Origin of the sequence: Nonomuraea sp. NPDC049684 (assembly GCF_044465345.1) — a bacterium.
GTDB lineage: Bacteria > Actinomycetota > Actinomycetes > Streptosporangiales > Streptosporangiaceae > Nonomuraea.
Genome location: NZ_JBITLO010000012.1, coordinates 228,827 through 253,879 on the forward strand (window position 1 = coordinate 228,827; position 25,053 = coordinate 253,879).

Annotated in this window: 23 protein-coding genes; 15 read left to right on the forward strand and 8 right to left on the reverse strand. The window is 71.3% G+C overall.

The annotated features are described in order from the left end of the window. Positions 1 to 126: 126 nt before the first annotated feature. On the reverse strand, positions 127 to 1,218 hold the full coding sequence (locus tag ACIBST_RS33220) for a GNAT family N-acetyltransferase (protein WP_397177416.1): 1,092 nt from the start codon (positions 1,216 to 1,218) through the stop codon (positions 127 to 129). A 55-nt stretch (positions 1,219 to 1,273) separates the two neighbouring features. Here ACIBST_RS33220 and ACIBST_RS33225 point away from each other — a divergent pair, with 55 nt between their 5' ends. The 6 genes from ACIBST_RS33225 to dop all read left to right on the forward strand — a co-directional run bounded on the left by ACIBST_RS33225 (position 1,274) and on the right by dop (position 10,558). Next, positions 1,274 to 2,125: a tRNA (adenine-N1)-methyltransferase gene (locus ACIBST_RS33225; RefSeq protein ID WP_397177418.1), complete on the forward strand. Its 852-nt coding sequence runs from the start codon at positions 1,274 to 1,276 to the stop codon at positions 2,123 to 2,125. Between the two features lie 204 nt (positions 2,126 to 2,329). Next, on the forward strand, positions 2,330 to 4,093 hold the full coding sequence (gene arc / locus ACIBST_RS33230; RefSeq protein WP_397177420.1) for a proteasome ATPase: 1,764 nt from the start codon (positions 2,330 to 2,332) through the stop codon (positions 4,091 to 4,093). Positions 4,094 to 4,472: 379 nt separating this feature from the next. Beyond that, on the forward strand, positions 4,473 to 6,731 hold the full coding sequence (gene hypF, locus ACIBST_RS33235) for a carbamoyltransferase HypF (protein WP_397177422.1): 2,259 nt from the start codon (positions 4,473 to 4,475) through the stop codon (positions 6,729 to 6,731). A 57-nt stretch (positions 6,732 to 6,788) separates the two neighbouring features. Further along, on the forward strand, positions 6,789 to 7,808 hold the full coding sequence (locus tag ACIBST_RS33240; protein ID WP_397177423.1) for a pyridoxal-phosphate dependent enzyme: 1,020 nt from the start codon (positions 6,789 to 6,791) through the stop codon (positions 7,806 to 7,808). Positions 7,809 to 7,874: 66 nt separating this feature from the next. Beyond that, positions 7,875 to 8,954, forward strand: a complete 1,080-nt coding sequence (locus tag ACIBST_RS33245) for an acyltransferase family protein (protein WP_397177425.1) — start codon at positions 7,875 to 7,877, stop codon at positions 8,952 to 8,954. Between the two features lie 86 nt (positions 8,955 to 9,040). Continuing rightward, a complete protein-coding gene (gene dop / locus ACIBST_RS33250; RefSeq protein WP_397177426.1) occupies positions 9,041 to 10,558 on the forward strand; it encodes a depupylase/deamidase Dop in 1,518 nt (505 codons plus the stop codon). A 25-nt stretch (positions 10,559 to 10,583) separates the two neighbouring features. On the opposite strand, the gene ACIBST_RS33255 is transcribed toward dop, so the two are convergent. Beyond that, entirely contained in the window at positions 10,584 to 10,988 is a 405-nt protein-coding gene (locus tag ACIBST_RS33255; protein WP_352327589.1) for a hypothetical protein, read from the reverse strand. A 149-nt stretch (positions 10,989 to 11,137) separates the two neighbouring features. Here ACIBST_RS33255 and ACIBST_RS33260 point away from each other — a divergent pair, with 149 nt between their 5' ends. Next, complete coding sequence (locus tag ACIBST_RS33260) at positions 11,138 to 11,347, forward strand: ubiquitin-like protein Pup (protein WP_132622197.1); 210 nt, start codon at positions 11,138 to 11,140, stop codon at positions 11,345 to 11,347. Between the two features lie 70 nt (positions 11,348 to 11,417). Here the strand turns inward: ACIBST_RS33260 and ACIBST_RS33265 are convergent, their stop codons facing one another. From ACIBST_RS33265 to ACIBST_RS33285, 5 genes are read right to left on the reverse strand one after another with little or no spacing between them, the layout of a single operon-like run. Next, positions 11,418 to 12,482: a DNA polymerase IV gene (locus ACIBST_RS33265; RefSeq protein WP_397177427.1), complete on the reverse strand. Its 1,065-nt coding sequence runs from the start codon at positions 12,480 to 12,482 to the stop codon at positions 11,418 to 11,420. A gap of 30 nt (positions 12,483 to 12,512) precedes the next feature. After that, positions 12,513 to 13,559 carry an ABC transporter ATP-binding protein gene (locus ACIBST_RS33270; RefSeq protein WP_397177429.1) on the reverse strand — a complete coding sequence of 349 codons (1,047 nt, stop codon included), beginning with the start codon at positions 13,557 to 13,559 and terminating at the stop codon, positions 12,513 to 12,515. Continuing rightward, positions 13,556 to 14,374, reverse strand: coding sequence for a carbohydrate ABC transporter permease (locus ACIBST_RS33275; protein WP_397177431.1), 819 nt, complete (start codon positions 14,372 to 14,374; stop codon positions 13,556 to 13,558). The genes ACIBST_RS33270 and ACIBST_RS33275 overlap by 4 nt, the downstream gene beginning before the upstream one ends. Continuing rightward, positions 14,371 to 15,297, reverse strand: a complete 927-nt coding sequence (locus ACIBST_RS33280) for a carbohydrate ABC transporter permease (protein WP_397177433.1) — start codon at positions 15,295 to 15,297, stop codon at positions 14,371 to 14,373. The genes ACIBST_RS33275 and ACIBST_RS33280 overlap by 4 nt, the downstream gene beginning before the upstream one ends. Beyond that, positions 15,272 to 16,636 (reverse strand): extracellular solute-binding protein, encoded by a 1,365-nt coding sequence (locus ACIBST_RS33285; RefSeq protein WP_397177435.1) that lies wholly within the window; start codon positions 16,634 to 16,636, stop codon positions 15,272 to 15,274. Before ACIBST_RS33285 ends, ACIBST_RS33280 begins: the two co-directional genes overlap by 26 nt. Positions 16,637 to 16,787: 151 nt before the next feature. Between ACIBST_RS33285 and prcB the strand changes: the two genes are divergently transcribed. The 8 genes from prcB (at position 16,788) to ACIBST_RS33325 (ending at position 24,031) form a co-directional block, all read left to right on the forward strand. Beyond that, positions 16,788 to 17,654, forward strand: a complete 867-nt coding sequence (prcB, locus tag ACIBST_RS33290) for a proteasome subunit beta (protein WP_397177437.1) — start codon at positions 16,788 to 16,790, stop codon at positions 17,652 to 17,654. A gap of 21 nt (positions 17,655 to 17,675) precedes the next feature. Beyond that, a complete protein-coding gene (gene prcA, locus ACIBST_RS33295; protein ID WP_397177438.1) occupies positions 17,676 to 18,542 on the forward strand; it encodes a proteasome subunit alpha in 867 nt (288 codons plus the stop codon). Between the two features lie 210 nt (positions 18,543 to 18,752). Then, the gene (locus tag ACIBST_RS33300; protein ID WP_397177440.1) at positions 18,753 to 19,310 is read left to right on the forward strand and encodes a hypothetical protein; all 558 of its coding nucleotides are present in this window, start codon (positions 18,753 to 18,755) and stop codon (positions 19,308 to 19,310) included. A 136-nt stretch (positions 19,311 to 19,446) separates the two neighbouring features. Continuing rightward, entirely contained in the window at positions 19,447 to 20,805 is a 1,359-nt protein-coding gene (pafA, locus tag ACIBST_RS33305) for a Pup--protein ligase (protein ID WP_125642647.1), read from the forward strand. A 119-nt stretch (positions 20,806 to 20,924) separates the two neighbouring features. Continuing rightward, on the forward strand, positions 20,925 to 21,833 hold the full coding sequence (locus ACIBST_RS33310) for an FKBP-type peptidyl-prolyl cis-trans isomerase (protein WP_397177442.1): 909 nt from the start codon (positions 20,925 to 20,927) through the stop codon (positions 21,831 to 21,833). 94 nt (positions 21,834 to 21,927) lie between these two features. Beyond that, entirely contained in the window at positions 21,928 to 22,851 is a 924-nt protein-coding gene (locus tag ACIBST_RS33315) for an FKBP-type peptidyl-prolyl cis-trans isomerase (protein ID WP_397177444.1), read from the forward strand. A 19-nt stretch (positions 22,852 to 22,870) separates the two neighbouring features. After that, the gene (locus ACIBST_RS33320; RefSeq protein ID WP_397177445.1) at positions 22,871 to 23,518 is read left to right on the forward strand and encodes a helix-turn-helix transcriptional regulator; all 648 of its coding nucleotides are present in this window, start codon (positions 22,871 to 22,873) and stop codon (positions 23,516 to 23,518) included. A 33-nt stretch (positions 23,519 to 23,551) separates the two neighbouring features. Continuing rightward, on the forward strand, positions 23,552 to 24,031 hold the full coding sequence (locus tag ACIBST_RS33325; RefSeq protein WP_397177447.1) for a DUF3291 domain-containing protein: 480 nt from the start codon (positions 23,552 to 23,554) through the stop codon (positions 24,029 to 24,031). Here ACIBST_RS33325 and ACIBST_RS33330 read toward each other — a convergent pair. Then, positions 23,977 to 25,044, reverse strand: a complete 1,068-nt coding sequence (locus tag ACIBST_RS33330; protein WP_397177448.1) for a DUF3866 family protein — start codon at positions 25,042 to 25,044, stop codon at positions 23,977 to 23,979. The genes ACIBST_RS33325 and ACIBST_RS33330 overlap by 55 nt on opposite strands. Between the last annotated feature and the right edge of the window lie 9 nt (positions 25,045 to 25,053).

The window sequence follows — 25,053 nt, forward strand, 5'->3', positions numbered from 1 at the left end:
GCGCGGCCCGATCACGCGAAACTCCGAACGGTGCCCCGGAGTATCACCCTCGACGCGGCTCTTGACTACCCCTCAACAGGAAATTGCGATTTCTCCGCATTTCGCAGGCAGAGCCGGCCGAGCCGTTCACGACGGGCGCAGCCGCACCCACTCCACGTCGTCCGCCCGCGTGCCGTCGGGCTTCGGGAACAGCTCCCGGTGCAGGCTCTCCCTGCTGAAACCGGCACGTTCCAGCACCGCGTGCGAGGCCGTGTTCGCCACGTCGGTGCCCGCCACGACCCGGTGCAGGGCCGTGCGCGCGAACGCCCAGTCGACCAGCAGCCGCACCGCGCGGGTCATGAACCCCCTGCCGCGGAAGTCCGGAACCAGCGAGTAGCCGATCATGGCCTGCCCGAGCACGGGAAGGACCTGCATGAGCTGGAGGTGCCCGGCGAACGCGCCGGTGGCGGCGTCCCTGACCGCCAGCTCGATGCGCTGCCCGGTGACCCACCAGTAGCCGGTGCAGCGGCAGCGCTGCTCGTCCTCCTCCAGGGAGGCGGGCGGGGTCAGGGAGTAGGCGGTCACGCTCGGGTCGCACATCATCCGGTGGTACTCCGGGGCGTCCTCCACCGCGAGCGGCGCGAGCCGCACCACGCCGTCGGTCAGCTCGCCGCCGTCGAAGAAGGGCAGGTACGGCTCCTCGGCCGCCGCCGGCTCCCCGGCGATGCGCGCGAAGGAGACCAGGTCGACCCACCGCCCGTCGCGCAGCCGCTTGGCCCTGCGCCGCCGGCCCTCCTCGCGGAACCCGGCCCTGAGCGCGACCCTGAGGCTGGCCACGTTCTCCACCTCGGCCTGCAGCTCCACCCGGTGCACGCCCCGGTCGGTCAGCCAGTCGGACACCGCCCTGGCGGCCCGGGCGGCCACGCCCCTGCCGCGCGCCCACGGCGCCACCACGTAGCCGATCTCGGCCGTGCCCCAGCGGTCGGGCGGGCGGACCCCGATCGCGCCGGCGTACCGGCCGTCCTCGGTGACGGCCCACTCCGCGCCGCCCGACGCCCACTTGTCCTCGGCGAACTTCAGGTAGGCGCGGGCGTCCTCGATCCGGTACGGCGACGGCAGCAGCGGCAGATGCCGGGCGGTGACGGGATCGTCCATCATGCGCGCGATCGCCTCGGCGTCGGGATCGGCGGGCATTCGCAGGATCAGGGGGCCGGTGGAGATCACGTCGCGCGGGAGCATCCCCCATAGATACCGCGCGTCCGCGCGCCCGAGAAACCCATATAACCTTGCCGCCATGGGTTTCCGCAGGCATGGGCCGTTCCAGGCAGGGGATCAGGTGCAGCTCACCGACCCCAAGAACAAGCGCCACACGATCACGCTCAAGCAGGACGGCGTCTTCCACACACACAAGGGCGCCATCCCGCACAGCGAGCTGATCGGGCAGCCTGAAGGCTCCGTCGTGCGGTCCTCCGGCGGCACCGCCTACCTCGCCTTCCGCCACCTGCTCCAGGACTACACGCTGGCGATGCCGCGCGGCGCGGCCGTCATCTACCCCAAGGACGCCTCGATGATCGTCGGCATGGCCGACGTCTTCCCCGGCGCGCGGGTGATCGAGGCCGGCGTCGGCTCCGGCGCCCTGACCTGCTTCCTGCTGCGCGCCGTCGGCCCCGAGGGCCACGTCACCTCCTACGAGCGCCGCGAGGAGTTCTCCGAGGTGGCCCGCAAGAACGTGGAGAAGTTCTTCGGCGACCCGATGGACGACAACTGGCGCCTGGTCGTCGGCGACCTGGTCTCCTCGATCGACGAGGCCGACGTCGACCGCGTCATCCTCGACATGCTGGCCCCCTGGGAGTGCGTCGACGCCGCCGCCAAGGCCCTCACACCGGGCGGCGTCATCTGCTGCTATGTCGCCACCACCACCCAGATGTCCAAGACCGTGGAGGCCATTCGCGATCACGGGTGTTTCACCGAGCCTCATGCGTGGGAGACCCTGGTTCGCGACTGGCATGTCGAAGGGCTCGCGGTTCGTCCCGATCATCGGATGATCGGCCACACCGGCTTCCTCGTCAGCGCCCGCCGCATGGCAGACGGAGTGACGCCGCCACCGCGACGCCGCCGACCGAAGGGAACCACCGAGGAACTATGACAATTTGGCCACGAGGGTGCGTTGGTGCGTGACACGGGAACAGATCGCCGTGTTCATATGCTGGGAGTATTAAACGCACCATTGGGGATTATTCACCGAATACTGCATGTCACTCGACGAACACTGCCCGGCCAGGTTACGGAGGGGCCCGAGATAGGTAAGGTCCTTAGTAGTCGCCCTCGACTGGGAAGGAGGTGACGGGGCGTGGCAGCTCGCGATGATGCTGAGGCTCGAGCCGCGCAGCGCGAACGGGAGGTCGCTGATCTTTCAACACAGGTCTCCTTCCTCCAGGAGGAGATCACCGCGCTGAGGCGGAAGCTGGCCGAGTCACCCCGTCAGGCCAGAGTCCTCGAAGAGCGTCTCCAGGAGGCACAGGCGAATCTCGCGGCCGTGACAGGCCAGAACGAGCGCCTGGTGGCCACACTCAAGGAGGCCCGGGACCAGATCGTCGCTCTCAAGGAGGAGGTCGACCGGCTGGCGCAGCCGCCGTCCGGCTTCGGCACCTTCCTTGAAGCCCGAGAAGACGGCACGATCGAGGTGTTCACCGGAGGGCGCAAGCTCCGGGTGAACGTCAGCCCCGCCGTCGACGTCGACTCGCTGAGGCGTGGCCAGGAGGTCATGCTCAACGAAGCACTCAACGTGGTCGAGGCGCTCGGCTACGAAGAGGTCGGCGAGATCGTCATGCTCAAGGAACTGCTGGACGAGGGCAGGCGGGCCCTGGTCATCTCGCACGCCGACGAGGAGCGCGTCGTGCGACTGGCCGACTCGCTGGTCGGCCAGCCCATCAGGGCCGGTGACTCGCTCCTGCTCGAACCCCGCTCCGGCTACGTCTACGAGCGCATACCCAAGTCCGAAGTCGAAGAGCTCGTGCTCGAGGAGGTCCCCGACATCTCCTACGAGGAGATCGGCGGGCTCATGCGGCAGATCGAGCAGATCAGGGACGCCATCGAGCTGCCCTACCTGCACGCCGACCTGTTCCGCGAGCACAAACTGCGTCCCCCGAAGGGCGTGCTGCTCTACGGCCCGCCCGGCTGCGGCAAGACGCTCATCGCCAAGGCGGTCGCCAACTCCCTGGCCAAGCAGGTCGCGGAGAAGACCGGCCAGTCCGGCAAGAGCTTCTTCCTCAACATCAAGGGCCCGGAGCTGCTCAACAAGTACGTCGGCGAGACCGAGCGGCACATCCGCCTGGTCTTCCAGCGGGCGCGGGAGAAGGCCTCCGAGGGCACCCCGGTGATCGTGTTCTTCGACGAGATGGACTCGATCTTCCGCACCCGTGGCTCCGGCGTCTCGTCCGACGTGGAGAACACCATCGTCCCTCAGCTGCTGTCGGAGATCGACGGCGTCGAGGGCCTGGAGAACGTCATCGTGATCGGCGCCTCCAACCGCGAGGACATGATCGACCCCGCGATCCTGCGGCCGGGCCGCCTGGACGTGAAGATCAAGATCGAGCGGCCCGACGCCGAGGCGGCCAAGGACATCTTCTCCAAGTACCTGCTGGCCGACCTTCCCCTGCACCCCGACGATCTGTCCGAGCACGGCGACTCTCGCGAGGCGACCATCCACGGCATGATCCAGAGTGTGGTGGAGCGCATGTACACCGAGAGCGAGGAGAACCGCTTCCTCGAGGTGACCTACGCCAACGGTGACAAGGAAGTCCTCTACTTCAAGGACTTCAACTCCGGCGCGATGATCCAGAACATCGTCGACCGGGGCAAGAAGATGGCCATCAAGCAGTTCCTGGAGAGCGGGCAGAAGGGTCTGCGGGTGCAACACCTGCTCACCGCCTGCGTCGACGAGTTCTCCGAGAACGAAGACCTGCCCAACACCACCAACCCCGACGACTGGGCCCGCATCTCCGGCAAGAAGGGCGAGCGGATCGTCTACATCCGCACGCTGGTCTCCGGCAAGCAGGGCACCGAGGCCGGCCGTTCGATCGACACGGTCGCCAACACCGGCCAGTACCTGTAGGGAACGTCTGGAAAGGGCCGCGCGGCCGCCCGCGCGGCCCTTTCCATGCCCGCCGGGCAAAGCGCCCTTTCCATGCCCGCCGGGCAAAGCTGTCTGGAAGAGACGGGGCCGGCTTCCCGAGGAGAGCGGGGAACCCGCCGGGGTGACCTTCGGGGGAGGCGTCCGGGAGAGAGCCGGGGGAAGCCACCCGGGCCGGCGCGGGGGAGAGCCGGGGCGCTTCTGGGAGATGGGCGCGCGACTTCCGGGGAGGCGGGGGCGTCCTCTTGAGGACAAAGCGTGCTTCTTCTTGAGGAGAGAGCGCGTGAGTTCCTGGGAGAAGGGGGCGCGACACGCGTCATCCGCCGTACAAGCCGCCCGGGTGAGGCGCACACTGGGGCCTGTGACGGTCCGTAAGCGGGTGGACGTCCGCGTCGAAGGCGTCGTCCAGGGCGTGGGGTTCCGCCCCTTCGTGTATTCGCTGGCCAGCAGGCTCGGCCTGGCCGGCCGCGTGCGCAACGACGTCGAGGGGGTGTTCATCGAGGTCGAGGGCGCCCTGGCCGGGGTCGAGGAGTTCCTGACCGCGCTGGAGCGCGACGCGCCCGCCCTGTCGGAGATCGAGAGCGTCACGGTCGTCAGCGGCCCGCCCGCGGGGCACCGGGGCTTCAGCATCGCCGCCGGCGACCCGGCCGGCCCGCGCCGCGCCCTCGTCCCGGCCGACCTCGCCACCTGCGACGACTGCCTGCGCGAGCTGGCCGACCCGGCCGGCCGGCGCCACCGCTACCCGTTCATCGCCTGCGCCAACTGCGGGCCGCGCTTCACCGTCGTGCGCGGCGTGCCCTATGACCGGCTGCTGACCACCATGGCCCGGTTCGCGATGTGCGCCGGCTGCTCGGCCGAGTACCACGACCCCGGCGACCGTCACTTCCGCGCCGAGTCCACCTGCTGCCCGGCCTGCGGCCCGTCCCTGCGCCTGCTGGACGCCCGCGGCGCCGAGCTGTGCGGCGACCCGGTCACCGCCTGCGCGACCCTGCTGCGGGCCGGCCGCGTCGTCGCCGTCAAGGGGCTGGGCGGGTTCCACCTGGCCGTGCCCGCCGCCCACCAGGAGGCCGCCGCGGCGCTGCGGGCCCGCAAGCACCGCGCGGAGAAGCCGTTCGCCGTCATGGTCGCCGACCTCGACCAGGCCCGGCGGCTGTGCGCGGTCGACGGGCAGGGCGCCGCGCTGCTCACCGGCCGCGCGCGGCCGATCGTGCTGCTGCCCCGGCTGCCCGGCGCGCCCGTCGCCGACGCCGTCGCGCCCGGCAGCCGCGACCTCGGCCTGATGCTGCCCTGCACGCCGCTGCACCACCTGCTGCTCGCGGAGGTGGCCGAGCCCATGGTCCTGACCAGCGGCAGCGTCGGCGACGAGCCCATCGCCTACGAGGACGCCGACGCGGTCACCCGGCTCGGCGGCATCGCCGACGCCTTCCTCGTCCACGACCGGGCCATCCACGTCCCCGCCGACGACTCGGTGCTGCGTCCCTGGTCGGGCGGGCACACCGTGCTGCGCCGCGCCCGCGGCCACGCGCCCGAGCCGCTCACGCTGCGCCGTCCCGCGCCCCGGCCGGTGCTGGCCTGCGGCGCCGAGCTGCGCAGCACCTTCTGCCTGGTACGCGGCCGCCGCGCGTTCCTGTCCCAGCACATCGGCGACCTGGACGACCAGGAGACCCTGCGCTCCTTCGTCGAGGGCATCGACCACTTCTGCGGCCTGTTCGACATCCGTCCCGAGGTCGTCGCGCACGACCTCGACCCCGGCTACCTGTCCACCAGGCACGCCCTGGAGCTGACCGGCGTCGAGCTCGTCGGCGTCCAGCACCACCACGCCCACATCGCCTCCTGCCTGGCCGACAACGGCGAGACCGGCCCGGTGATCGGCGTGGCCCTCGACGGCCCCGGCCACGGCCTCGACGGCACGCTGTGGGGCGGCGAGTTCCTGCGCGCCGACCTGACCTCCTTCCACCGGCTCGGCCACCTGGCCCTGGTGCCGATGCCCGGCGGGGCCGCCGCGCTCCGCCAGCCGTGGCGCATGGCCGCCGCCTACCTGCGCGACGAGCACCCCGGCCTGGACGTCGTCCGCCGCAACGCCGCCCACTGGCCCGACGTGCTCGCCCGGACCCGCACCGGGCTCGGCGCGCCCATGACCTCCAGCGCCGGGCCGCTGTTCGACGCCGTCGCGGCGCTGCTCGGCATCCGGGACGCCGTCACCTACGACGGGCAGGCGGCCGCCGAGCTCGAACAGCGCGCCGACCCGGCCGAGAGCGGCTCGTACCCGGCGACCATCACCGAGGGCGACCTGCTCGTCGTGCACGCCGCCGACCTGGTCCGGGCCGCCGCCGCCGACGTCGCGGCCGGGGTGGCCACCGGCTCGATCGCGGGCCGCTTCCACAACGGCGTGGCCGACGCCGTCGTGCGCTGCTGCGTCATGCTCAGGGACGGCACCGGCCTGAACACCGTGGCGCTGTCGGGCTCGGTGCTGCAGAACGCGCTGCTGCTCGAACGGGCCGTCGAGCGCCTGCGCGGTGCCGGGTTCCGGGTGCTCACCCACACCCGGGTGCCGCCCGGCGACGGCGGGCTCAGCCTCGGCCAGGCCGCCGTGGCCGCCGCCCGCGACCGCTCGTCGTGACATGCGGCCGGGCGCGCCCGCCAGGCACCCGGGAACGCCCGTCCTAGCATGGCGATCATGCACTTCTTCAACCCCGGCCGCACGCCCTACTCCGAACGCGACCGTGAGCTGATCGGTGTGGAGCACGCCCGGCTCGCCCGCGCCCACTTCGCCCGGCACCCCGCCTACCGGCCCACGCCCGTGCACACCCTGACCGATCTGGCCGGGGCGGGCACCGTGCACGTCAAGGACGAGAGCGGCCGCATGGGCCTGGGCAGCTTCAAGGCGCTCGGCGGGGCCTACGCCGTGCACCGGCTGTCCGAACGCGACGGCGGCGGCACCACGTACGTCTGCGCCAGCGCCGGCAACCACGGCATCTCGGTCGCGGCCGGGGCCAGGGAGCTCGGCGCGCACTGCGTCGTCTACCTCAGCGAGCAGGTGCCCGAGCCGTTCGCGCACCGGCTGCGCGCCCTGGACGCCGAGGTCCGCCGCGAGGGCGGCGACTACGACGCCAGCCTGGCCGCCGCCCTGCACGCCTCCCAGGAGCACGGCTGGCGCCTGGTCGCCGACACCTCCTGGGAGGGCTACGACGACATCCCCCTGGACGTGATGCGCGGCTACACCGTCCTGTTCGACGAGATCGAGATCCCGCCCACGCACGTGTTCGTGCAGGCCGGGGTGGGCGGGCTGGCCGCCGCCGCGGCCGGGTACGCGCGCGACCGCTGGGGCGAGCAGCCGCGGATCGTCGTGGTCGAGCCCGACGGCGCGCCCTGCCTGCTGGAGAGCGCCCGCGCCGGACGCCCGGTGCACGCGACCGGTTCGCCCACGCGCCTGGGCAGGCTCGACTGCCTGGAACCGTCCCTGATCGCCTTCGACCTGCTGAGCCGGCAGGCCGACCTGTTCCTCACCGTGTCCGACGAGCAGGCCGCCGAGGCCGCCGCGCTGCTGGCCGAGCGCGGGGTGGCGCTGTCGGAGTGCGGCGCGGCCGGGGCCGCCGGGCTGCTCGCCCTCGATCCCGGGACCCGCGAGGCGCTCGCGCTGGGCCCGGCGGCCCGCGTGTTGCTGGTGGGAACAGAGGGACCTGTGGAACCAAAGTGATCAGCGGGTCGTCAAAGGGGCGTGCATCAAGCTAACCGGCCAAAGCATGCTCGGGGAGACGGCCGGTTGGCCGAGCTCGACCTGCTGCGTTTCCTCGCCGCCCTGGCGGTCGTCGCCTTCCACTACCTGGTGGCCTTCGCCTCGGTCTGGGGGGCCAGGCCCGCCGCGCTGTTCCCCGCGGTGGCGCCCTTCGCCGGGCTGGGCATCCTCGGCGTCGAGCTGTTCTTCGTCATCAGCGGGTTCGTCATCCTCATGACGGTGTGGGGGAGGGGCCTCGGGGCGTTCGCGCGGTCGCGGCTGGTGCGGCTCTACCCGGCGTACTGGCTGAGCCTCGGCGCGGTGGCGGCCCTGTACGGGCTGACCGGCGCCACCGCGCTGGACCCAAAACTTTCACCAGGCCAGTACCTGGTGAACGCCACCATGTTCCAGCGGCTGTTCAAGGTGGCCGACGCCAGCGGCGTCTACTGGTCGCTCTGGGCCGAGCTTCGGTTCTACCTGCTGATCGCGATCCTGGTGATCGCCGGCGTCACGTACGGGCGCGTGCTGGTGTTCTCGGGCGTCTGGCTGGCCGCCGCGCTGGCCGCCAGGTTCGTGGAGAACGACCTGCTGAACGAGATCGTCATGCCCGACTACGCCCCCTACTTCGTCGCCGGCATGGCCCTGTATCTCATCCACCAGAACCGCAAGGCCCTGCTCCCGTGGCTGTACGTGGCCGCCGGATACGCCATGGCCATCCCCGCCGCGCTGGGCCGCGTGCACCGCCGCATCGACGCCGCCGGGTTCAAGAACATGCCCGTCACCGACACCAGCGTGATCGTCACGCTCACCCTGATCTTCGCCGCCATGGCCCTGGTCGCCCTCGGCCTGATCCGCCTCAAACCCTCCAGGACGCTCACCGCGCTCGGCGCCACCACTTACCCGCTTTACCTCTTCCATGGGGTCGCCGCGGCGGCGCTCATCCCGCTGCTCACCGGCGACCTGCCCCCCTGGACGGTGGCCCTGGTCACGACTCTGGCCGCCGTCGTGCTGTCGTATCTGATCTACTCCTTTGCCGAACGGCCCATCCAGCGACTCCTCAAGCCCCGCAGATCACCGCAAACCACAACAAGCTCCGCCGTACAGATTCAGAAGGCGTCGGTGCCATAACTCTGTGGCCTCGGGGCACTGTGAAGGGCATAGGCTCGGGCATATAAACGGCGGATAGGCAGATCCGGACGAACAGAGGGTGTTGCATGACGGTGCGTCGGGTGATGGGCATCGAGACCGAATACGGCATCTCCGTACCAGGTCAGCCAGGCGCCAACGCGATGGTGACCTCCTCCCAGGTCGTGAACGCCTACCTGGCCGCCTCGGCGGCCCGCGCGCGCAGAGCACGATGGGACTTCGAGGAGGAGAACCCGCTCCGCGACGCGCGCGGCTTCGACCTGGCCCGCGAGGTCGCCGATCCGAGCCAGCTCACCGACGAGGACCTCGGGCTGGCCAACGTCATCCTCACCAACGGGGCCAGGCTCTACGTCGACCACGCCCACCCGGAGTACTCCTCGCCGGAGTGCACCAACCCGCGGGCCGCGGTCATCTGGGACAAGGCCGGCGAACGCGTGATGTACGACGCGGCCACTCGCGCCTCGGCGATCCCGTCCAACGCGCCGATCCAGCTCTACAAGAACAACACCGACGCCAAGGGCGCCTCCTACGGCTGCCACGAGAACTATCTGATGCGGCGGGCCACGCCGTTCGCCGACATCGTCCGGCACCTGACGCCGTTCTTCGTCTCGCGGCAGGTCGTCACCGGCGCGGGCAAGGTCGGCATCGGCCAGGACTCCCGCGGCGAGGGCTTCCAGATCAGCCAGCGCGCCGACTTCTTCGAGGTCGAGGTCGGCCTGGAGACCACGCTCAAGCGGCCCATCATCAACACCCGCGACGAGCCGCACGCCGACCCCGAGAAGTACCGCCGGCTGCACGTGATCATCGGCGACGCCAACATGTCGGAGATCTCCACCTACCTCAAGCTCGGCTCCACCGCGCTCGTCCTGGCCATGATCGAGGAGGGCTTCCTGACCCGCGACCTGGCCGTGGAGAACCCCGTCCAGTCGCTGCGAGCGGTCAGCCACGACCCGACCTGCCGCTACGAGATCCCGATGCGCGACGGCCGCAAGCTCACCGCCGTGCAGCTCCAGATGGAGTACCTGGAGCAGGCCCGCAAGTACGTCGAGGAACGCGGCACCGCCCAGGACGAGATGAACAAGGACGTCCTCGACCGCTGGGAGTCCGTGCTCACGCGCCTGGCCGAGGACCCGATGCAGCTCTCGCGCGAGCTCGACTGGGTCGCCAAGCTGGAGCTCCTGGAGGGCTACCGCACCCGCGACAGCCTGCCCTGGTCCCACCCGAGGCTGCAGCTCGTCGACCTCCAGTACTCCGACATCCGTCCCGACCGCGGCCTGTACAACCGGCTCGTGGCGCGCGGGCGCATGCAGCGCCTGATCAGCGAGGAGGAGGTCGAGCGCGCGATCGAGCTGCCGCCGACCGACACCCGCGCCTACTTCCGCGGGCGCTGCCTGAGCCAGTACAGCGAGTCGGTGGCCGCCGCCTCCTGGGACTCGGTGATCTTCGACATCCCCGGCCGGGAGTCCCTGCAGCGCGTGCCCACGCTCGAACCGCTGCGCGGCACCAAGGCCCACGTCGGCGAGCTGTTCGACCGCTGCCGCACCGCGGCCGAGCTGGTCGCGGCGCTGACCGGCAGCGGGGAGTGACCGGGGCCCCGGGCGGTCCCGGGGCTCACAGCAGGCCGATGCCGAGCGTCAGCGTGCCCGCGGCCAGCGACGCGCCGCCTACCGCGGTCAGCCAGATCAGCCGGTTCGGCTTGGTGTCGCGCGGACGCAGCACCGACAGGAAGAAGCCCAGCGGCATCAGGATGGGCGCGGCCACGATGAGCGTGCGCGTCAGCGCCTTCACGCCTTCTGACAGGCTCGCCTGGTCCACGTACACCATCGCGACCAGGCTGAACAGCACCAGGACGCCCGCGTGCGCGTGCCCGGCCCGCCACAGGCCCCTGCGGACGGGGTTGTCCAGATAGCCCGGCTCGTTGCGCATGAGGAAACGCAGCAGCGTCACGCCGCCGAAGGCGACGCCGGGAACTGTGATGAGGAGCACACCTGCCGTGTGCAGCGACGAAGGCGACATGTCGGGATCTCCTTGTGTATAGGTGGATCCATTATTGGATAGGACTGCTATCCAGTCAAGCCGCCAAGATCGCAGGGTGTTCGACGCGAAATGTCGTCCGGTTCGGGGAAGATATGCCTTAGAGGCAGTCCCCCAAGCGGAGGTAGGACATGGCAACCAAGGACACCGGCGGGCAGAAGCAGACCGGCCGGCGTGAGGCCGAAGTTGAGGAGACCGAGGCCTCGGCGGCGCCGGACGTGCAGGAGCGACAGGAGAAGCTCACTGACGATGTCGACGCGATCCTGGACGAAATCGACGAAGTGCTCGAAGAGAACGCAGAGGAATTCGTGCGTTCCTATGTGCAAAAGGGTGGCGAGTAGGGCCAGTAGGGCCTTGTCCTCACCGCTCTGACCATGGGGAAGGGTGAGCCCCGGCCGGCCCGGCCGGGGCTCACTCCTCGGGCCCTGCCGGGTCCGGCGTCCGGCCGGGCGCCGTGTAGTCGACCGCCACGCCGAGCAGCCTGATCGGGCGGTCCAGGTCGAAGCGGCCCAGCGCGGCGAGCGCCGCCTCGGTCAGCGCCACGGGGTCGGCCGTGGGCTCGGGGAGCGTGCACTGCCGGGTACGGGTCAGGAACGGGGTGAAGCGCACCTTGACCGTCACCCGCGCGCAGAGACGCCCGGCCGCCACGGCGTCGCGGGCGACCTGCCCGGCGAGATCGGCCACCTGGCCGGCGACGGCCTCGCGATCGGTGAGGTCACGCGGGAAGGTGATCTCGCGGCTGTGACCGCGGGCCACCCAGGGAGTGGTGTCCACCTCGGCCTCGCCCTTGCCGAGGGCCAGATAGCGGTACCAGGGGCCGTTCACCGGGCCGAAGGCGCGGGCCAGCTCGGCGGGGTCGGCGGCGGCCAGCTCGGCGACCGTGCGCAGGCCGAGCGCGGCGAGCTTGCTCGCCGTCCGGGCGCCGATGCCCCACAGCGCGTCGGTGGGCCGGTCGTTCATCACCTCGGCCCAGTTCTCGCCGGTCAGGCGGTAGACGCCGGCCGGTTTGGCGAAGGCCGAGGCGAGCTTGGCCTGGTGCTTGTTGTCGCCGATGCCGACCGAGCAGCTCAGCGTGGTGCGGTCGAGCACGACCCGCCGCAGGTCGGCCGCCAGCGCCTCGGGGTCGTCGGTCGTGGCGCCGACGAACGCCTCGTCCCAGCCCCACACCTCCACCTGCACCGGAAGCTCGCGCAGGGCGGCCATGACGCGCTCGGAGGCGGCCTCGTAGGCGGGCGGGTCGCTGGGCAGGAAGACCGCGTCGGGGCAGCGCCGCAGCGCGGTGCGCAGCGGCATGCCGGAGCGCACGCCGTGCGCGCGGGCCTCGTAGGTGGCGGTCGCGGCGACCGTGCGCGGCTGGGCGGGGTCGCCGGAACCGCCCACGACGACCGGCCTGCCGCGCAGCTCGGGATGGCGCAGCAGCTCGACGGCGGCGATGAACTGGTCGAGGTCGACGTGCAGGATCCAGGACCTGGCCATGAGTCCAGTATGCGAGGCGGGCCCCCGGGGTCACAGCAGCCGGTCGTCCCGGTAGACCAGGGCGCGGCGCGGCACGGCCCAGCGGGCGGCGCCGAGCGGCGGCTCCTCGCCCTCCGGCACGACGGCCTGGATGAGCGCGTCCGGGGACTCCAGGGTGATGAGGGTGTGGGTGCCCATGTTCTCCAGGACGGAGACGACGCCCGGGAAGGCGTCGGGGCGCTCGGCGGCGGACAGGTCCATGTACTCCGGGCGTACGCCGTACGTCACGGGGGCGTCGTCGTCCGGGGCCAGGCCGTCGGGCAGGGGGCGCAGGGCGCCGGCCACCTTGAGCCCGGAGCCGGTGACCTGGGCGGGCAGCAGGTTCATCGGGGTGGAGCCGATGAAGGAGGCCACGAACGTGGTGGCCGGCCGGTGGAAGATCTCCGCCGGGGTGCCCACCTGGATCATCGAGCCCCTGGACATCACGGCGATGCGGTCGGCCAGCGCGAGCGCCTCGGCCTGGTCGTGGGTGACGAACACGGTGGTGACGGCCAGCTCCCGCTGCAGCCGCTTGAGGAAGGTGCGCGCCTCCAGGCGCAGGCGGGCGTCGAGGTTGGACAGCGGCTCGTCGAACAGGAACGCGGCCGGATGGCAGGCGATCGCGCGGGCCAGCGCCACCCGCTGCTGCTGGCCGCCCGACAGCTCGGACGGACGCCGCAGCAGCAGCTCGGTGAGGCTGAGCCGGGCCGCGACCTCGGCCGCCTTCTCCGCCCGCCGGGCGCGGGGGACCTTCCTGATGCGCAGCGGGTAGGCGATGTTGGCGGTGACGTCCATGTGGGGGAAGATCGCGTAGTCCTGGAAGACCATGGCGACGTCGCGCTCGCCCGGCGGCAGCGCGGTGACGTCCCTGCCGTTGATGGCGACCGTCCCGGAGGTGGGGGTCTCCAGGCCGGCGATGCTGCGCAGGAGGGTGGTCTTGCCGCAGCCGGAGGGGCCGAGCAGGGCGAAGAACTCGCCGTCCTCGACGGTGAGCGCGAGGTCGTCGAGCGCGCGTACGCCTCCGGGGAACACCTTGGTCAGGCCGTGCAGGGAGATCAACGCTTGATTCCTCCGTGGAAGCGGAAACCGTACCGCTGGGAGACGAACAGGTACATCAGCACCACCGGCAGGGAGTACAGCAGCGAGAAGGCGGAGATGAGGTCGAGCCGGGGCGCGCCGCCCTCGGTGTAGAGCGTGTAGAGGATGATCGAGCCGGGCGCCTTCTCCGGGTCGCGCAGCAGGATGAACTGGAACAGGAACCCGCCCCACACGCTGGCCAGCGCCCACACGGCGATGGTGGCCAGCCCCGGCCGGACGAGCGGGACCACGATGTGCCGCAGGATCTGCAGCGACGAGGCGCCGAAGACCCGGGCCGACTCCTCGTAGGAGGTGGGCGTCTCGTCCATGAAGTCCTTCAGGATGAAGATCGCGGCGGGCAGCAGCCCGGCCGAGACCACGAGGACGACGCCGAGATGGGTGTCGATCAGGCCGAGCCGGGTGGCCAGCTCGAAGATCGGCACCATCGCCGCGGTGCCGGTGACCACGGACGACAGCAGCAGAAGCAGGTAGAGCAGGACGTCGCGGCCGGGCAGCCGCACCCGCGAGAGGGCGTAGGCGGCCAGCGCCGACAGGACGACGACCAGCGCCGCCGCCCCGCCCCCCTGGATCAGGGAGTTGCGGATCGAGCCCAATGCGTACGGGTTGTCCAGGACGGCGGCGAAGTTGCGCAACGTGAACTCGGGGATCGACGTGGTGATCGTCGGCGTGGCGTCGAAGGGCGCGCCGGCCAGCCAGAGCATGGGCAGCGCGAAGAAGGCCAGGACGACGGCGACGAACACGGTGGCGGCCAGCCGTCCGAGCGTGTGGCGGATCATGCGGGCGGTCCTCCGGCGGCGGCGGCCTCCCGGGTGCGGCGGCGTCCGCGCAGCAACCGCAGGTAGGCCAGGGCGAAGACGAGGTTGATCAGCAGGATGAGGAAGGAGATGGCGGCGCCGACGCCGAGCTGCCCGTCCTGGAGGGCGACGCGGTAGACGTACACGGGCAGGATCTCCGAGCGGCCCTCGGGCCCGCCGCCGGTCAGCACGAACGGCGTGAAGTCGTTGAACGTCCACAGGCTGATCAGCAGCAGGTTCGTCAGCACGTGCCGCCTGATGGCGGGCAGCACCACGTCGCGCAGCTGCTGCGGCACGCTCGCGCCGGCCAGCCTGGCGGTCTCCAGGTGCGAGGGCGGCACGTTCTCCAGGGCGGCCGAGTAGAGCATCATCGAGAACGCGGTGCCGCGCCACACGTTGAAGACGATGATCGACAGCAGCGGGTAGTCCAGCAGCCAGGCGAACCCGGGCGTGTGCAGCAGGGCGTTGAGCGTGCCGTCGTCGCGGTCGAGCAGCGCGAACCACAGCATGCCGACCACGGTGCTGGGCAGGATCCACGACAGCAGCACCGCGCCCTCGACGACCCGGCGCAGCGGGCCGGTGCGCGAGCGCAGGATCCAGGCCAGGGCGAACCCCAGCCCGGCCTGCCCGACGACGGCCGAGCCGCCGACGTACAGCAGGGTGAGCCACAGCGAGGACAGGAAGCGCGGGTCGGCGAGCGCGGCGGTGTAGTTGTCCAGCCCGACGACCTGGGGGTCGGCGGCGGCCAGGCCGGTCAGCCGGTAGTCGGTCAGGCCGAGGTAGATGGTCCACAGGGCGGGGAAGAGCAGGAAGACGCCGATCAGGACCAGGGCGGGCAGGACGAACGCGACCGCCCTGCCCCGGCCCAGCCCCGCGGCGTCAGCCGCCGACGTTGGCCGCGCCACCGACCAGTCCCTCCAGCTTGACCCGGTACGCCGCGGCCGCCTCCTCGGCGCTCTTCCCGGCCACCACGGCCGCGGTGGCCTCCTGCAGGGCGGTGGAGACCTGCGGGTAGACGGCCAGGCCCGGCCGGTAGGCGGTGATGGGCAGCACCTCGTCGGCGACGAACTTGAGCATGGGGTCGGCGCTCAGCACCTCTTCGTTGACGTCGGTACGGGCGCTGACGCGGGCCTGCCCGGCCAGCTGCGACTTGGTCGCGGCGGCCGAGTGCATGAAGGCCAGCAGCTCCCAGGCCGCCTTGGGGTTCTTGGAGAAGGGGTTGAGCACGCGGACGGCCCCGCCGGACATGCTGACGAAGTCCTGGCCGCGGATGCCGCCGCCGGGCTGCTTGGCCGGGATCTTGGCATAGCCCACGACCTGGTCGCGGTCGGGCATGGGGGCGACCCCGGCCTTGGGCTCGATGACCGAGCGCCAGAAGTAGTCGCTCTCGGCCAGGATGGCGATCTTGCCGGCGGCGAACTGCGCGAAGGACTTGTCGCGGCCCTTGGCCTCCTGCTGGAGCTTGGGGTCGCCGAGCCCGCTGCCGCCGTAGACCTGCTGGTAGAAGCCCAGGACGTCCTTGACGGCCTGGGAGGCCCCGGTCCACTTGCCCGAGGCGTAGATCTCCGCCCCGGCGCCGGCCAGCAGGGGCAGCACGCCCTGCATGGTGGTGGCCTCGCCCATGGCGGTGCCGGCGTCGATCTGGATCGGCGTGGGCACCCCGGCGGTCTTGAGCTTGACGCCGGCGTCGATGATCTGCTGCCAGCCGGTCGGCTGCCAGGTCTCGGGCAGCCCGGCCTTCCTGAACAGCGCCTTGTTGTAGAACAGCACGCGGCCGTCGGTGCCCTGGGGCAGGCCGTACTTCTTGCCGTCGAAGATGCCGAGGCCCTGGACGGCCTGCGGGATCTGCGACCAGCCCTCCCACTGCTCGACGCCGGCGCCGCCGACCTCGGTGAGCGGCTTGATGTATCCGGCCTGGGCGAACTCGCCGACCCAGATGCCGTCGAGGTCGATGACGTCGGCCCCGGTCCTGGACTTGAGGTCGAGAGCGATCTTGGTCTTGTACTGCTCGTCGTCCACGCCGTTGCCCTGGAAGAGCACCTTGACGTTCTGGTGGGTCTTCTCGAACTCGGGGATGACCCACTTCTTGATCCAGGCGGCGGACTCGGAGTTCTTGCCGCCCTCGATGGAGTTGGCGGTGATGGTGAGGGTGACGCTGCCCCCGGACTGGCTGCCGGAGCCGCAGGAGGTGAGGGCCAGGACGGCTGCGGCCGCGACGAGCGCGGGCCGGCTGGGGAGTCGCAAGTCGGCCTCCTGTTCAGGACGTGCAGACATACCGACAATCGCACGGGGTGTGGCGGGCGTAAAGAAACGATCTGATGAACGGTTCGCCGTGAGCTGATCGTGGGAAGTGCAGACAGCGACGCAACATGAGTAGGGTCGGCCTAAGACACTGATGTTGGGAGGGAGTCGCGTGGCACCGAACAGGGATCTGCCCGTCGGCCTGGTGGACCAGCTTTTCCGAAACTCAGGGAACTCCTCGTTCACCGAGTTCGTCGGCTCTTACGCGCCCGAGTTGCTGCCGCAGCGTCACCAGGCGCTGGCCACTCCGATCGGCGACCAGGTCCCGCACGCGACCACGATCGTGGCCGCCACCTTCGCCGGCGGCGTGGTGATGGCGGGCGACCGGCGGGCCACGTCGGGGAACATCATCTCGCAGCGTGACATCGAGAAGGTCTTCCGCGCCGACGACTACTCGTGCATGGGCATCGCGGGCACGGCCAGCACCGGCATCGAGATGGCCCGCCTCTACCGCGTGGAGCTGGAGCACTACGAGAAGATGGAGGGCCGCACGCTGTCGGTGGCGGGCAAGGCCAACCGCCTGGCCACCATGATCCGCGGCAACCTCGGCATGGCGATGCAGGGCCTGGTGGTGGTGCCGCTGTTCGCGGCCTACGACCCCGACCGCGACGAGGGCCGCATCTTCAGCTACGACGTGGCGGGCGGCCCCTACGAGCGCGACCGGTTCGACGCCATCGGCTCCGGCTCGATCTTCGCCCGCGGCTCGCTGAAGAAGCTCTACCGCGACGGCGCCTCGGCCGACGACATGGTGATGACGGTGATCCAGGCCCTCTACGACGCGGCCGACGACGACTCGGCGACCGGCGGTCCCGACGTGTCCAGGAAGATCTGGCCGATCGTGTCGGTGATCGACGCCGACGGCTTCCGCAGGCTGACCGACCAGCAGGTGGCCGCCAAGGTCGAACAGATGCTGGAGGCCCGGATGATCTCGCCCGACGGCCCCATCGCCCCGCTGCGCTAGAAAGGACCACTGCCCGTGTCCATGCCTTTTGGATATGCGTCCCCTGAGCAGATCATGCGGGACAAGGCCGACTACGCGCGCAAGGGCATCGCGCGGGGCCGGTCGGTCGTCGTGTTGCAGTACGTCGACGGCATCCTGTTCGTGGCGCCCAACCCGTCCCGGGCGCTGCACAAGATCAGCGAGATCTACGACCGCATCGGGTTCGCCGCCGTCGGCCGCTACAACGAGTTCGAGGAGCTGCGCCTCGGCGGCATCCGCTACGCCGACATCAACGGCTACACCTACGACCGCTCCGACGTGACCGGCCGCGGGCTGGCCAACCTCTACGCCTCCAACCTGGGCCGCATCTTCACCGAGTCGATCAAGTCGCTGGAGGTGGAGGTCGTCGTCGCCGAGGTCGGCGACACCCCCGACGGCGACGCCATCTACCGGCTGACCTTCGACGGCTCGGTGTTCGACGAGCACGGCTTCGCGGCCATGGGCGGCCAGGCCGACGCCGTGGCCGGGCGGCTCAAGGAGCGCTACCGCGAGTCGATGTCGCTGGCCGACGCCCTTGAGGTGGCGCTGACCGCGCTCACCGAGCCGGGCGGCGAGCGGCCGCCGGTCGCCCAGCTGGAGGTGGCGGTGCTCGACCGCAACCGCGAGCACCGCAAGTTCCTGCGGCTGACGGGCGCGCGGCTGGAGCGCCTGCTCGCCCAGACGACGACGTCCGCCACGCCGCCCGCCACGCCGCCCGCGGCCCCGCCGACCGGGCCCGCCGACGAGTCGTCCGCGTCGTCCGCGTCGTCCGAGGCGCCTGAGACCCCGCCTGCGCCGCCCGCCGCGCCGCCGACCGGTCCGCCCACGGGCCCCGAGGGCGACGTCGACGACGGCTCCGGGCCGCTCTGAGCCTTCGAAGATCGCCGGGACAGGGCGAGGGCCGCGGTGACGGCCCTCGCCCTGTCCCGTGAGGCCACCGCGTCCCATGAGGCCACCGCCCGGTACAGGGGGCCGGTACAGGGGGCCGGTACAGGGGGCCCGGTAGAGGGGCCGCGCTGTGTGACCTGTATCACTGGCGTGGCGGTGAACCCCGGGGCGCGAGGCGGGATCTCAGCAAGCGTGAACACAACGATGCGCACCCTCCTCGCCGGTGGCGCCGCCGCCGCCGCGCTGCTGGCCTCCGGCGTCGCCGCCCACGCGGCCACGACCGCCACCGCGACCGCCACCGCGACGGCGAGCAAGTACCCGGCGTACAAGAAGCCCGCGATCTTCGGCACGAGCTTCCAGGCCGACCCCGGCCACGACTTCACCAAGGGCATCCACTCCCGCCACAACGGCATCCTGCGCGGCTGGATCACCGACGTGCGCGACGGCGTCGCCGAGTACGAGCCCATCAAGTGGAAGCGGTCCAAGACCACCGAGGGCTACTTCGTCGGCCCGCCCGAGGGCGACGTGACGGCCTACGCCTCCCCGATCGCCAAGGACGTCGTCTTCCTGTCGGCCTACGGCTGCAAGCCGGTGATGGCGGCCATGACCGTCGACCGCAACACCGGCCTGGGCGCCAAGCGCTGCCCCGCCTCCGTCCTGGTCAAGCGGCACGACAAGCAGCGGCAGCCGTCCCTCATCACGGTGCACCAGGGCAAGATCGTCAAGGTGCAGGAGATCTACACCCCGTGATCCCGGCTCCGCGCTCCGCGGGGGCGGGCGCGGACCTGGTAAAACCCACCCAGCAAATCTGGCAAATGGGACGTCCGCCGGAAAACACCTGTGAAGATCTCTCCCGATCGCCGATCCGTGGGCATAGTGTGAGGTGATGGATCGTCGCATCTTCGGGCTGGAGAACGAGTACGGCGTGACCTGCACGTTCAGGGGGCAGCGCAGGCTGTCCCCCGACGAGGTCGCGCGCTACCTGTTCCGGCGGGTCGTGTCCTGGGGCCGATCGAGCAACGTCTTCCTCCGCAACGGCGCACGTCTCTACCTCGACGTGGGCAGCCATCCTGAGTACGCAACACCCGAGTGTGACAACGTCATCGAACTCGTCACCCACGACAAGGCGGGCGAGCGCATCCTTGAGGGCCTTCTCGTCGACGCCGAGAAACGCCTGCGCGAAGAGGGCATCGCGGGTGACATCTACCTGTTCAAGAACAACACCGACTCGGCCGGCAACTCCTACGGCTGCCACGAGAACTACCTGGTGGGCCGGCACGGCGAGTTCGGCCGCCTGGCCGACGTGCTGATCCCGTTCCTGGTGACCCGGCAGATCGTGTGCGGGGCGGGCAAGGTGCTCCAGACGCCGCGCGGCGCCGTCTACTGCGTCTCGCAGCGGGCCGAGCACATCTGGGAGGGCGTCTCCAGCGCCACCACCCGGTCCCGGCCGATCATCAACACCCGCGACGAGCCGCACGCCGACGCCGAGCGCTTCCGCCGCCTGCACGTCATCGTCGGCGACTCGAACATGAGCGAGACCACGATGCTGCTCAAGGTCGGCGCGACCGACCTGGTGCTGCGCATGATCGAGGCCGGCACGGTGATGCGCGACCTGTCCCTGGAGAACCCGATCAGGGCCATCCGCGAGGTCTCCCACGACATGACCGGCCGCCGCCGGGTGCGCCTGGCCAACGGCCGGGAGGCCTCCAGCCTGGAGATCCAGCAGGAGTACCTGTCCAAGGCCCAGGACTTCGTCGACCGGCGCGGCGGCGACGCCATCACCCGCCGGGTGCTGGAGCTGTGGGAGCGCACGCTGCGCGCGGTCGAGACCGGCGACCTCGACCTGGTCTCGCGCGAGATCGACTGGGTGACCAAATACCAGCTGATCGAGCGCTACCGCAAGAAGTACGACCTGCCGCTGTCCTCGCCCAGGGTGGCCCAGCTCGACCTGGCCTACCACGACGTCCACCGCAAGCGCGGCCTGTTCTACCTGCTGCAGAAGCGCGGCTCGGTCGAGCGGGTGGCCTCCGACCTGAAGATCTTCGAGGCCAAGTCGGTGCCGCCGCAGACCACCAGGGCGCGCCTGCGCGGGGAGTTCATCCGCAAGGCGCAGGAGAAGCGGCGCGACTTCACCGTCGACTGGGTTCACCTGAAGCTGAACGACCAGGCCCAGCGCACGGTGCTGTGCAAGGACCCCTTCCGCAGCGTGGACGAGCGCGTCGACAAGCTCATCGCCGGCATGTGAGGGAACGGCCGGGGCGTGGTGTTTACCTCGGCCCTACCTCGATGTCAGGTAGGGTGACGCGAATCTGACGTCTTTTCCGAGGGAAGTCCATGCGCCGCGCTCTGGCCGTACTGGCAGCCGTGCCTTTGATCTTCTTCGCCGCCGCGTGCGGCGACACCGACGCCGGGGCGAACGGAGGCGCCACCACCAGCACCGACTCGGCCGGGCTCACCGTCACCGGGAACGTGGGCGTCAAGCCCACGGTGACCTTCCCCGCCGGCTCGCCGGCGACGAAGTCCTCCTACCAGGTGATCCAGCCCGGCACCGGCCCCGAGGTCAAGACCGGCGACAAGCTGATCGTCAACCTGACCGTCTACAACTGGGACGGCAAGGGCAACGCGATCCAGGGCTCCTCCTACGACACCAAGCAGCCCGAGACCGTCCCGGTCAACGAGCAGCTCCCGCAGGTGCTGCGCGACGGCTTCACCAAGGTCAAGCACGGCGGCCGGCTGCTGGCCGTGCTGGCCAACGACTCGGCCCCGGCGGGGCAGGCCACGGCCGGCGCCGAGCCGACCAAGGTGTTCGTGCTCGACGTGGTCGGCGCCCGGCCCCCGGCGCTGAAGGCGGCCACGGGCAAGGAGACCGGCCAGACCCTCAAGGGCGTCAAGGTGGACAACCCGGGTGGCGACAAGGCCCCGACGCTGACCACCAAGACCGGCGACAAGCCGTCCAAGGAGCTGGTGGTCAAGACCCTCATCGAGGGCACCGGCGCCAAGGTGCAGCCCACCCAGACCCTGACGGTCCACTACACGGGCAAGATCTGGGGCACCGACAGCCAGTTCGACTCCAGCTGGGAGCGCGGCGAGCCGGCCGAGTTCCCGCTCGCGAACGTGATCCAGGGCTGGCAGAAGGGCCTGGCCGGGGTGCCGGTCGGCAGCCGGGTCGTGATGAGCATCCCGCCGGACCTCGGCTACGGCGACCAGGCCCAGGACAAGATCCCCGCCAAGAGCACGCTGGTGTTCGTGGTCGACGTGCTGGCGGCCTCCTGACCGGGTGATCTCCTGACGGGCCGTCCGACGACGCGGTAGCATCTCGTGGCCCGGTGGCGTCTCGCCGCCGGGCCACTCCGTCGTGGGAGGGCAGATGCGCCGCCGTACGATCGTGCCGTCGCTGGCGTCGCTGCTGCTGGCCGCCGCCTGCACGGGCCCGACGGCCGGCGGGGCCGCGCCCAGGGCGCAGGAGAGACTCGACCTGAAGGTGGGCGGCGCGTTCGGCGCCCGGCCCACGATCGTCTTCCCGGCCGGCCGGCCCGCCGCCGATCTCCGGGTCGACGAGCTGACCACGGGCGGCGGCGACCGGCTGGCCGACGACGACGTCGCGGTCGTCCAGTACACCGCGCACGTCTGGGACGGCCGCGGCAACCGCCTGGTCGACTCCAGCTTCAACCGGGGCGTCCCGGCGGCCTTCCCGGTGGGCTCGCTGCTGCCGGGGCTCGGCAGGGCGCTGCGCGGCCGTACGGTGGGCAGCAGGGTGCTCGCGGCCGTCCCGCCCGATCAGGGCTTCGGCGCGACCCCGCCGCGTGGCGTCGGCCCGGCCGACGACCTGGTCTACGTCGTGGACATCCTGGGCGCCCACCGCAAGGGCGCCTCGGTCGAGGCGGCCGGCGGGTCGCTGTCCGGCGTCGGCGTGACCGGCGGCGAGCGGCCGAAGTTGTCGATCCCGGCCGCCGCGCCGCCGCGCGCCTTCGCCGCCAAGGTGCTGCGACGGGGGAGCGGCAGCCCGGCGCAGGCCGGGCAGCTCCTGGTCACCCAGTACGAGGGCGCGATCTGGGCCCGGCGCAAGGTCTTCGACGCCACCTGGCCGACCGGCCTGCCCAGGGCGTTCCGGATCGGCGACGGCACCGTGATCAAGGCGTGGGACAAGGCGCTGGTCGGGGTGCCGGTCGGCAGCCGGGTGCTGATGGTCGTGCCGCCCGCCTACGGCTACGGTGCGCCGGGCCATCCCGCGTACGGGATCAAGGGCTCCGACACCCTCGTGTTCGTCGTGGACGTCCTGGCGGCCTACTGAGGCTCCGTAGACTCCGGCTGTGAGCAGTGACGACGACCTGCAGGCGCTCGGCCTGCTGCACGACCCCGTGCGCCGCAGCCTGTACGAGGCCGTGACGGCCGGCGGCGGCGACGTCGGCAGGGGCGAGGCCGCCGAGGCGGCCGGCGTGTCCAGGACGCTGGCGGGCCACCACCTCGACAAGCTCGTCGAGGCCGGGCTGCTGGAGAGCGGCTTTCGCGCCCAGGACAGGAAGGGCCCCGGCAGCGGCCGTCCGGCCAAGGTCTACCGCAGGGCCAAGGGCGAGCGCACGGTCAGCCTGCCCCCGCGCGACTACGCGACGCCCGCCTCGGTGCTGGCCGACGTGGTGGAGCTGCTCGGCGCCGAGGAGCAGGCCGAGCAGGCGGCCCGCCGGGCGGGCGCGCGCATCGGCAGGGGACGCGGCGGCGAGCCCGTCGACCGGGTGCTGCGCGAGCGCGGCTACGAGCCCTACGACGAGGGCGGCGCGCTGCGGCTGCGCAACTGCCCCTTCCACCTGCTGTCCCAGGACCAGCCGCTGCTGGTGTGCTCGATGAACCTGGCGCTGTGCCAGGGGCTGCTGGAGGGCATGGGCGAGGACCCGGGCAGGGCGCGGCTGGATCCGCGGCCGGGGGAGTGCTGCGTCTCGCTTTCTAAATCAAATGAAGATTGACATAGAAGCCGCGAGAGTGATGTGCTGAGCCCCATGCATCTGGCCCAGCTCAACGTCGCGCACCTGCGCGCGCCCATCGACGCCCCCCAACTCGCCGAGTTCGTCGCCCTGCTCGAACCCGTCAACGCCGTCGCCGACGAGGCCCCCGGCTTCGTGTGGCGGATGAAGGAGAGCGAGAGCGACCCCACCGCCACCGTCGTGCACGACTACGGCGACCACCTGCTGATCAACTTCTCGGTGTGGGAGTCGCTGCAGACCCTGTGGGACTTCACCTACCGCAGCGTCCACCTGGGCGTGCTGCGCCGTCGCAGGGAGTGGTTCCTGCGCGTGGCCGAGCCGTACATGGTGATGTGGTGGGTGCCCGAGGGGCACATCCCCTCGCTGGCCGAGGGCATGCGGCGGCTGGAACGCCTCAGGACCGAGGGGCCGAGCCCCGAGGCGTTCACCTACAAGGACTCCTACGACAGCAGCGAGGCCGCCAGCCTGCCCGCCGCCGCCGAGGTCAGGAAGTAGGGCAGGTCCTCCTCCAGGCCCCTGCCCATGGTGGACAGCTTCACGGGCGCGGCGCGCAGCGCCTCGTGCAGGCCGTCCACCGGCACCGGCACCAGCCGGTGCCGGGCCGCCAGCGGCCCGGCCTGCTCGCGCACCCGCTCGCCGAACGCGCCGGGCAGCTCCGGCACCGCCACGTCGGCCGGCGAGAGCGCGACCCGGCCGTAGGCGGTCAGCGAGTGGTGGGAGACGCCGACGTGCCGCTCGCGCGCGTCGCCCTCGCTGACCCGCAGCGCCGCCACCGGACGGCCGCCCAGCACCCCGGCGGCGTTGACCGCCTCGCCCGCCGCCACGCCCGAGAAGCCCCAGCGGGTGCCCGTCCCCAGGTTGCCCGGGCCCTGCGTGACGATCGCCACGTCGGCCCGCAGCACGTGCCTGGCCGCCAGCAGCCCGGTGTGGACGGTGACCGTCTCGACGTCGCCGCCGAACGCCTGGCCCGTCGTCACCACCCCGGCCAGCCACCCGGTCTCGCGCAGCCGGGCCGCCGACATCGAGAACCAGGCGGGCAGCGCGCCGCCGTCCTGCATCACGTACGCCACCCGCAGGCCGGGGGCGCCGTCGTACAGGCCCGACAGGATCGGGGCCAGCGCGGAGTGCAGATCGGCCACGATCACCGGCATCCCGGCCAGGTCGTCGGCCTGGCTCAGGACGTCGTGGAACGGGGAATCCTGCTCGTCGGCGCCCAGCACCGTGGCCTGCAGCGGCGTGTAGCGGGCCTTCACCAGGTGCCCGGGACCCACCGGATCTTGCGGCAAACGGTTCGGGACGGCCACCACCATGGCGTAACCTCCCGTACCGAGACCCATCGCGAGTGCGGTCGTGTTGAGCAGCACCTCGTCACCGGGTTCCGGGCGGCCCACCAACGGGGGGTAGGCCAGTGCCCGGCACTCACCTTCGGGGACGGCGACATCCAGCTCCACCGCTCCCGGCCACTCGCGTCGGATCCGGACAACCTCGCCCTTGCGCCATCTGATCACGGGGGCAGG

What these genes read in the sequence shown, in the direction of transcription:
- ACIBST_RS33240 (WP_397177423.1), top strand. Translation starts at nt 6,789, where the DNA reads ATGCACTTCTTCAACCCCGGCCGCACGCCCTACTCCGAACGCGACCGT.
- ACIBST_RS33255 (WP_352327589.1), bottom strand. Translation starts at nt 10,988, where the DNA reads ATGTCGCCTTCGTCGCTGCACACGGCAGGTGTGCTCCTCATCACAGTT.
- dop (WP_397177426.1), top strand. Translation starts at nt 9,041, where the DNA reads ATGACGGTGCGTCGGGTGATGGGCATCGAGACCGAATACGGCATCTCC.
- ACIBST_RS33260 (WP_132622197.1), top strand. Translation starts at nt 11,138, where the DNA reads ATGGCAACCAAGGACACCGGCGGGCAGAAGCAGACCGGCCGGCGTGAG.
- ACIBST_RS33220 (WP_397177416.1), bottom strand. Translation starts at nt 1,218, where the DNA reads ATGCTCCCGCGCGACGTGATCTCCACCGGCCCCCTGATCCTGCGAATG.
- ACIBST_RS33275 (WP_397177431.1), bottom strand. Translation starts at nt 14,374, where the DNA reads ATGATCCGCCACACGCTCGGACGGCTGGCCGCCACCGTGTTCGTCGCC.
- ACIBST_RS33225 (WP_397177418.1), top strand. Translation starts at nt 1,274, where the DNA reads ATGGGTTTCCGCAGGCATGGGCCGTTCCAGGCAGGGGATCAGGTGCAG.
- prcA (WP_397177438.1), top strand. Translation starts at nt 17,676, where the DNA reads ATGCCTTTTGGATATGCGTCCCCTGAGCAGATCATGCGGGACAAGGCC.
- ACIBST_RS33315 (WP_397177444.1), top strand. Translation starts at nt 21,928, where the DNA reads ATGCGCCGCCGTACGATCGTGCCGTCGCTGGCGTCGCTGCTGCTGGCC.
- pafA (WP_125642647.1), top strand. Translation starts at nt 19,447, where the DNA reads ATGGATCGTCGCATCTTCGGGCTGGAGAACGAGTACGGCGTGACCTGC.
- ACIBST_RS33325 (WP_397177447.1), top strand. Translation starts at nt 23,552, where the DNA reads ATGCATCTGGCCCAGCTCAACGTCGCGCACCTGCGCGCGCCCATCGAC.
- ACIBST_RS33265 (WP_397177427.1), bottom strand. Translation starts at nt 12,482, where the DNA reads ATGGCCAGGTCCTGGATCCTGCACGTCGACCTCGACCAGTTCATCGCC.
- prcB (WP_397177437.1), top strand. Translation starts at nt 16,788, where the DNA reads ATGTTGGGAGGGAGTCGCGTGGCACCGAACAGGGATCTGCCCGTCGGC.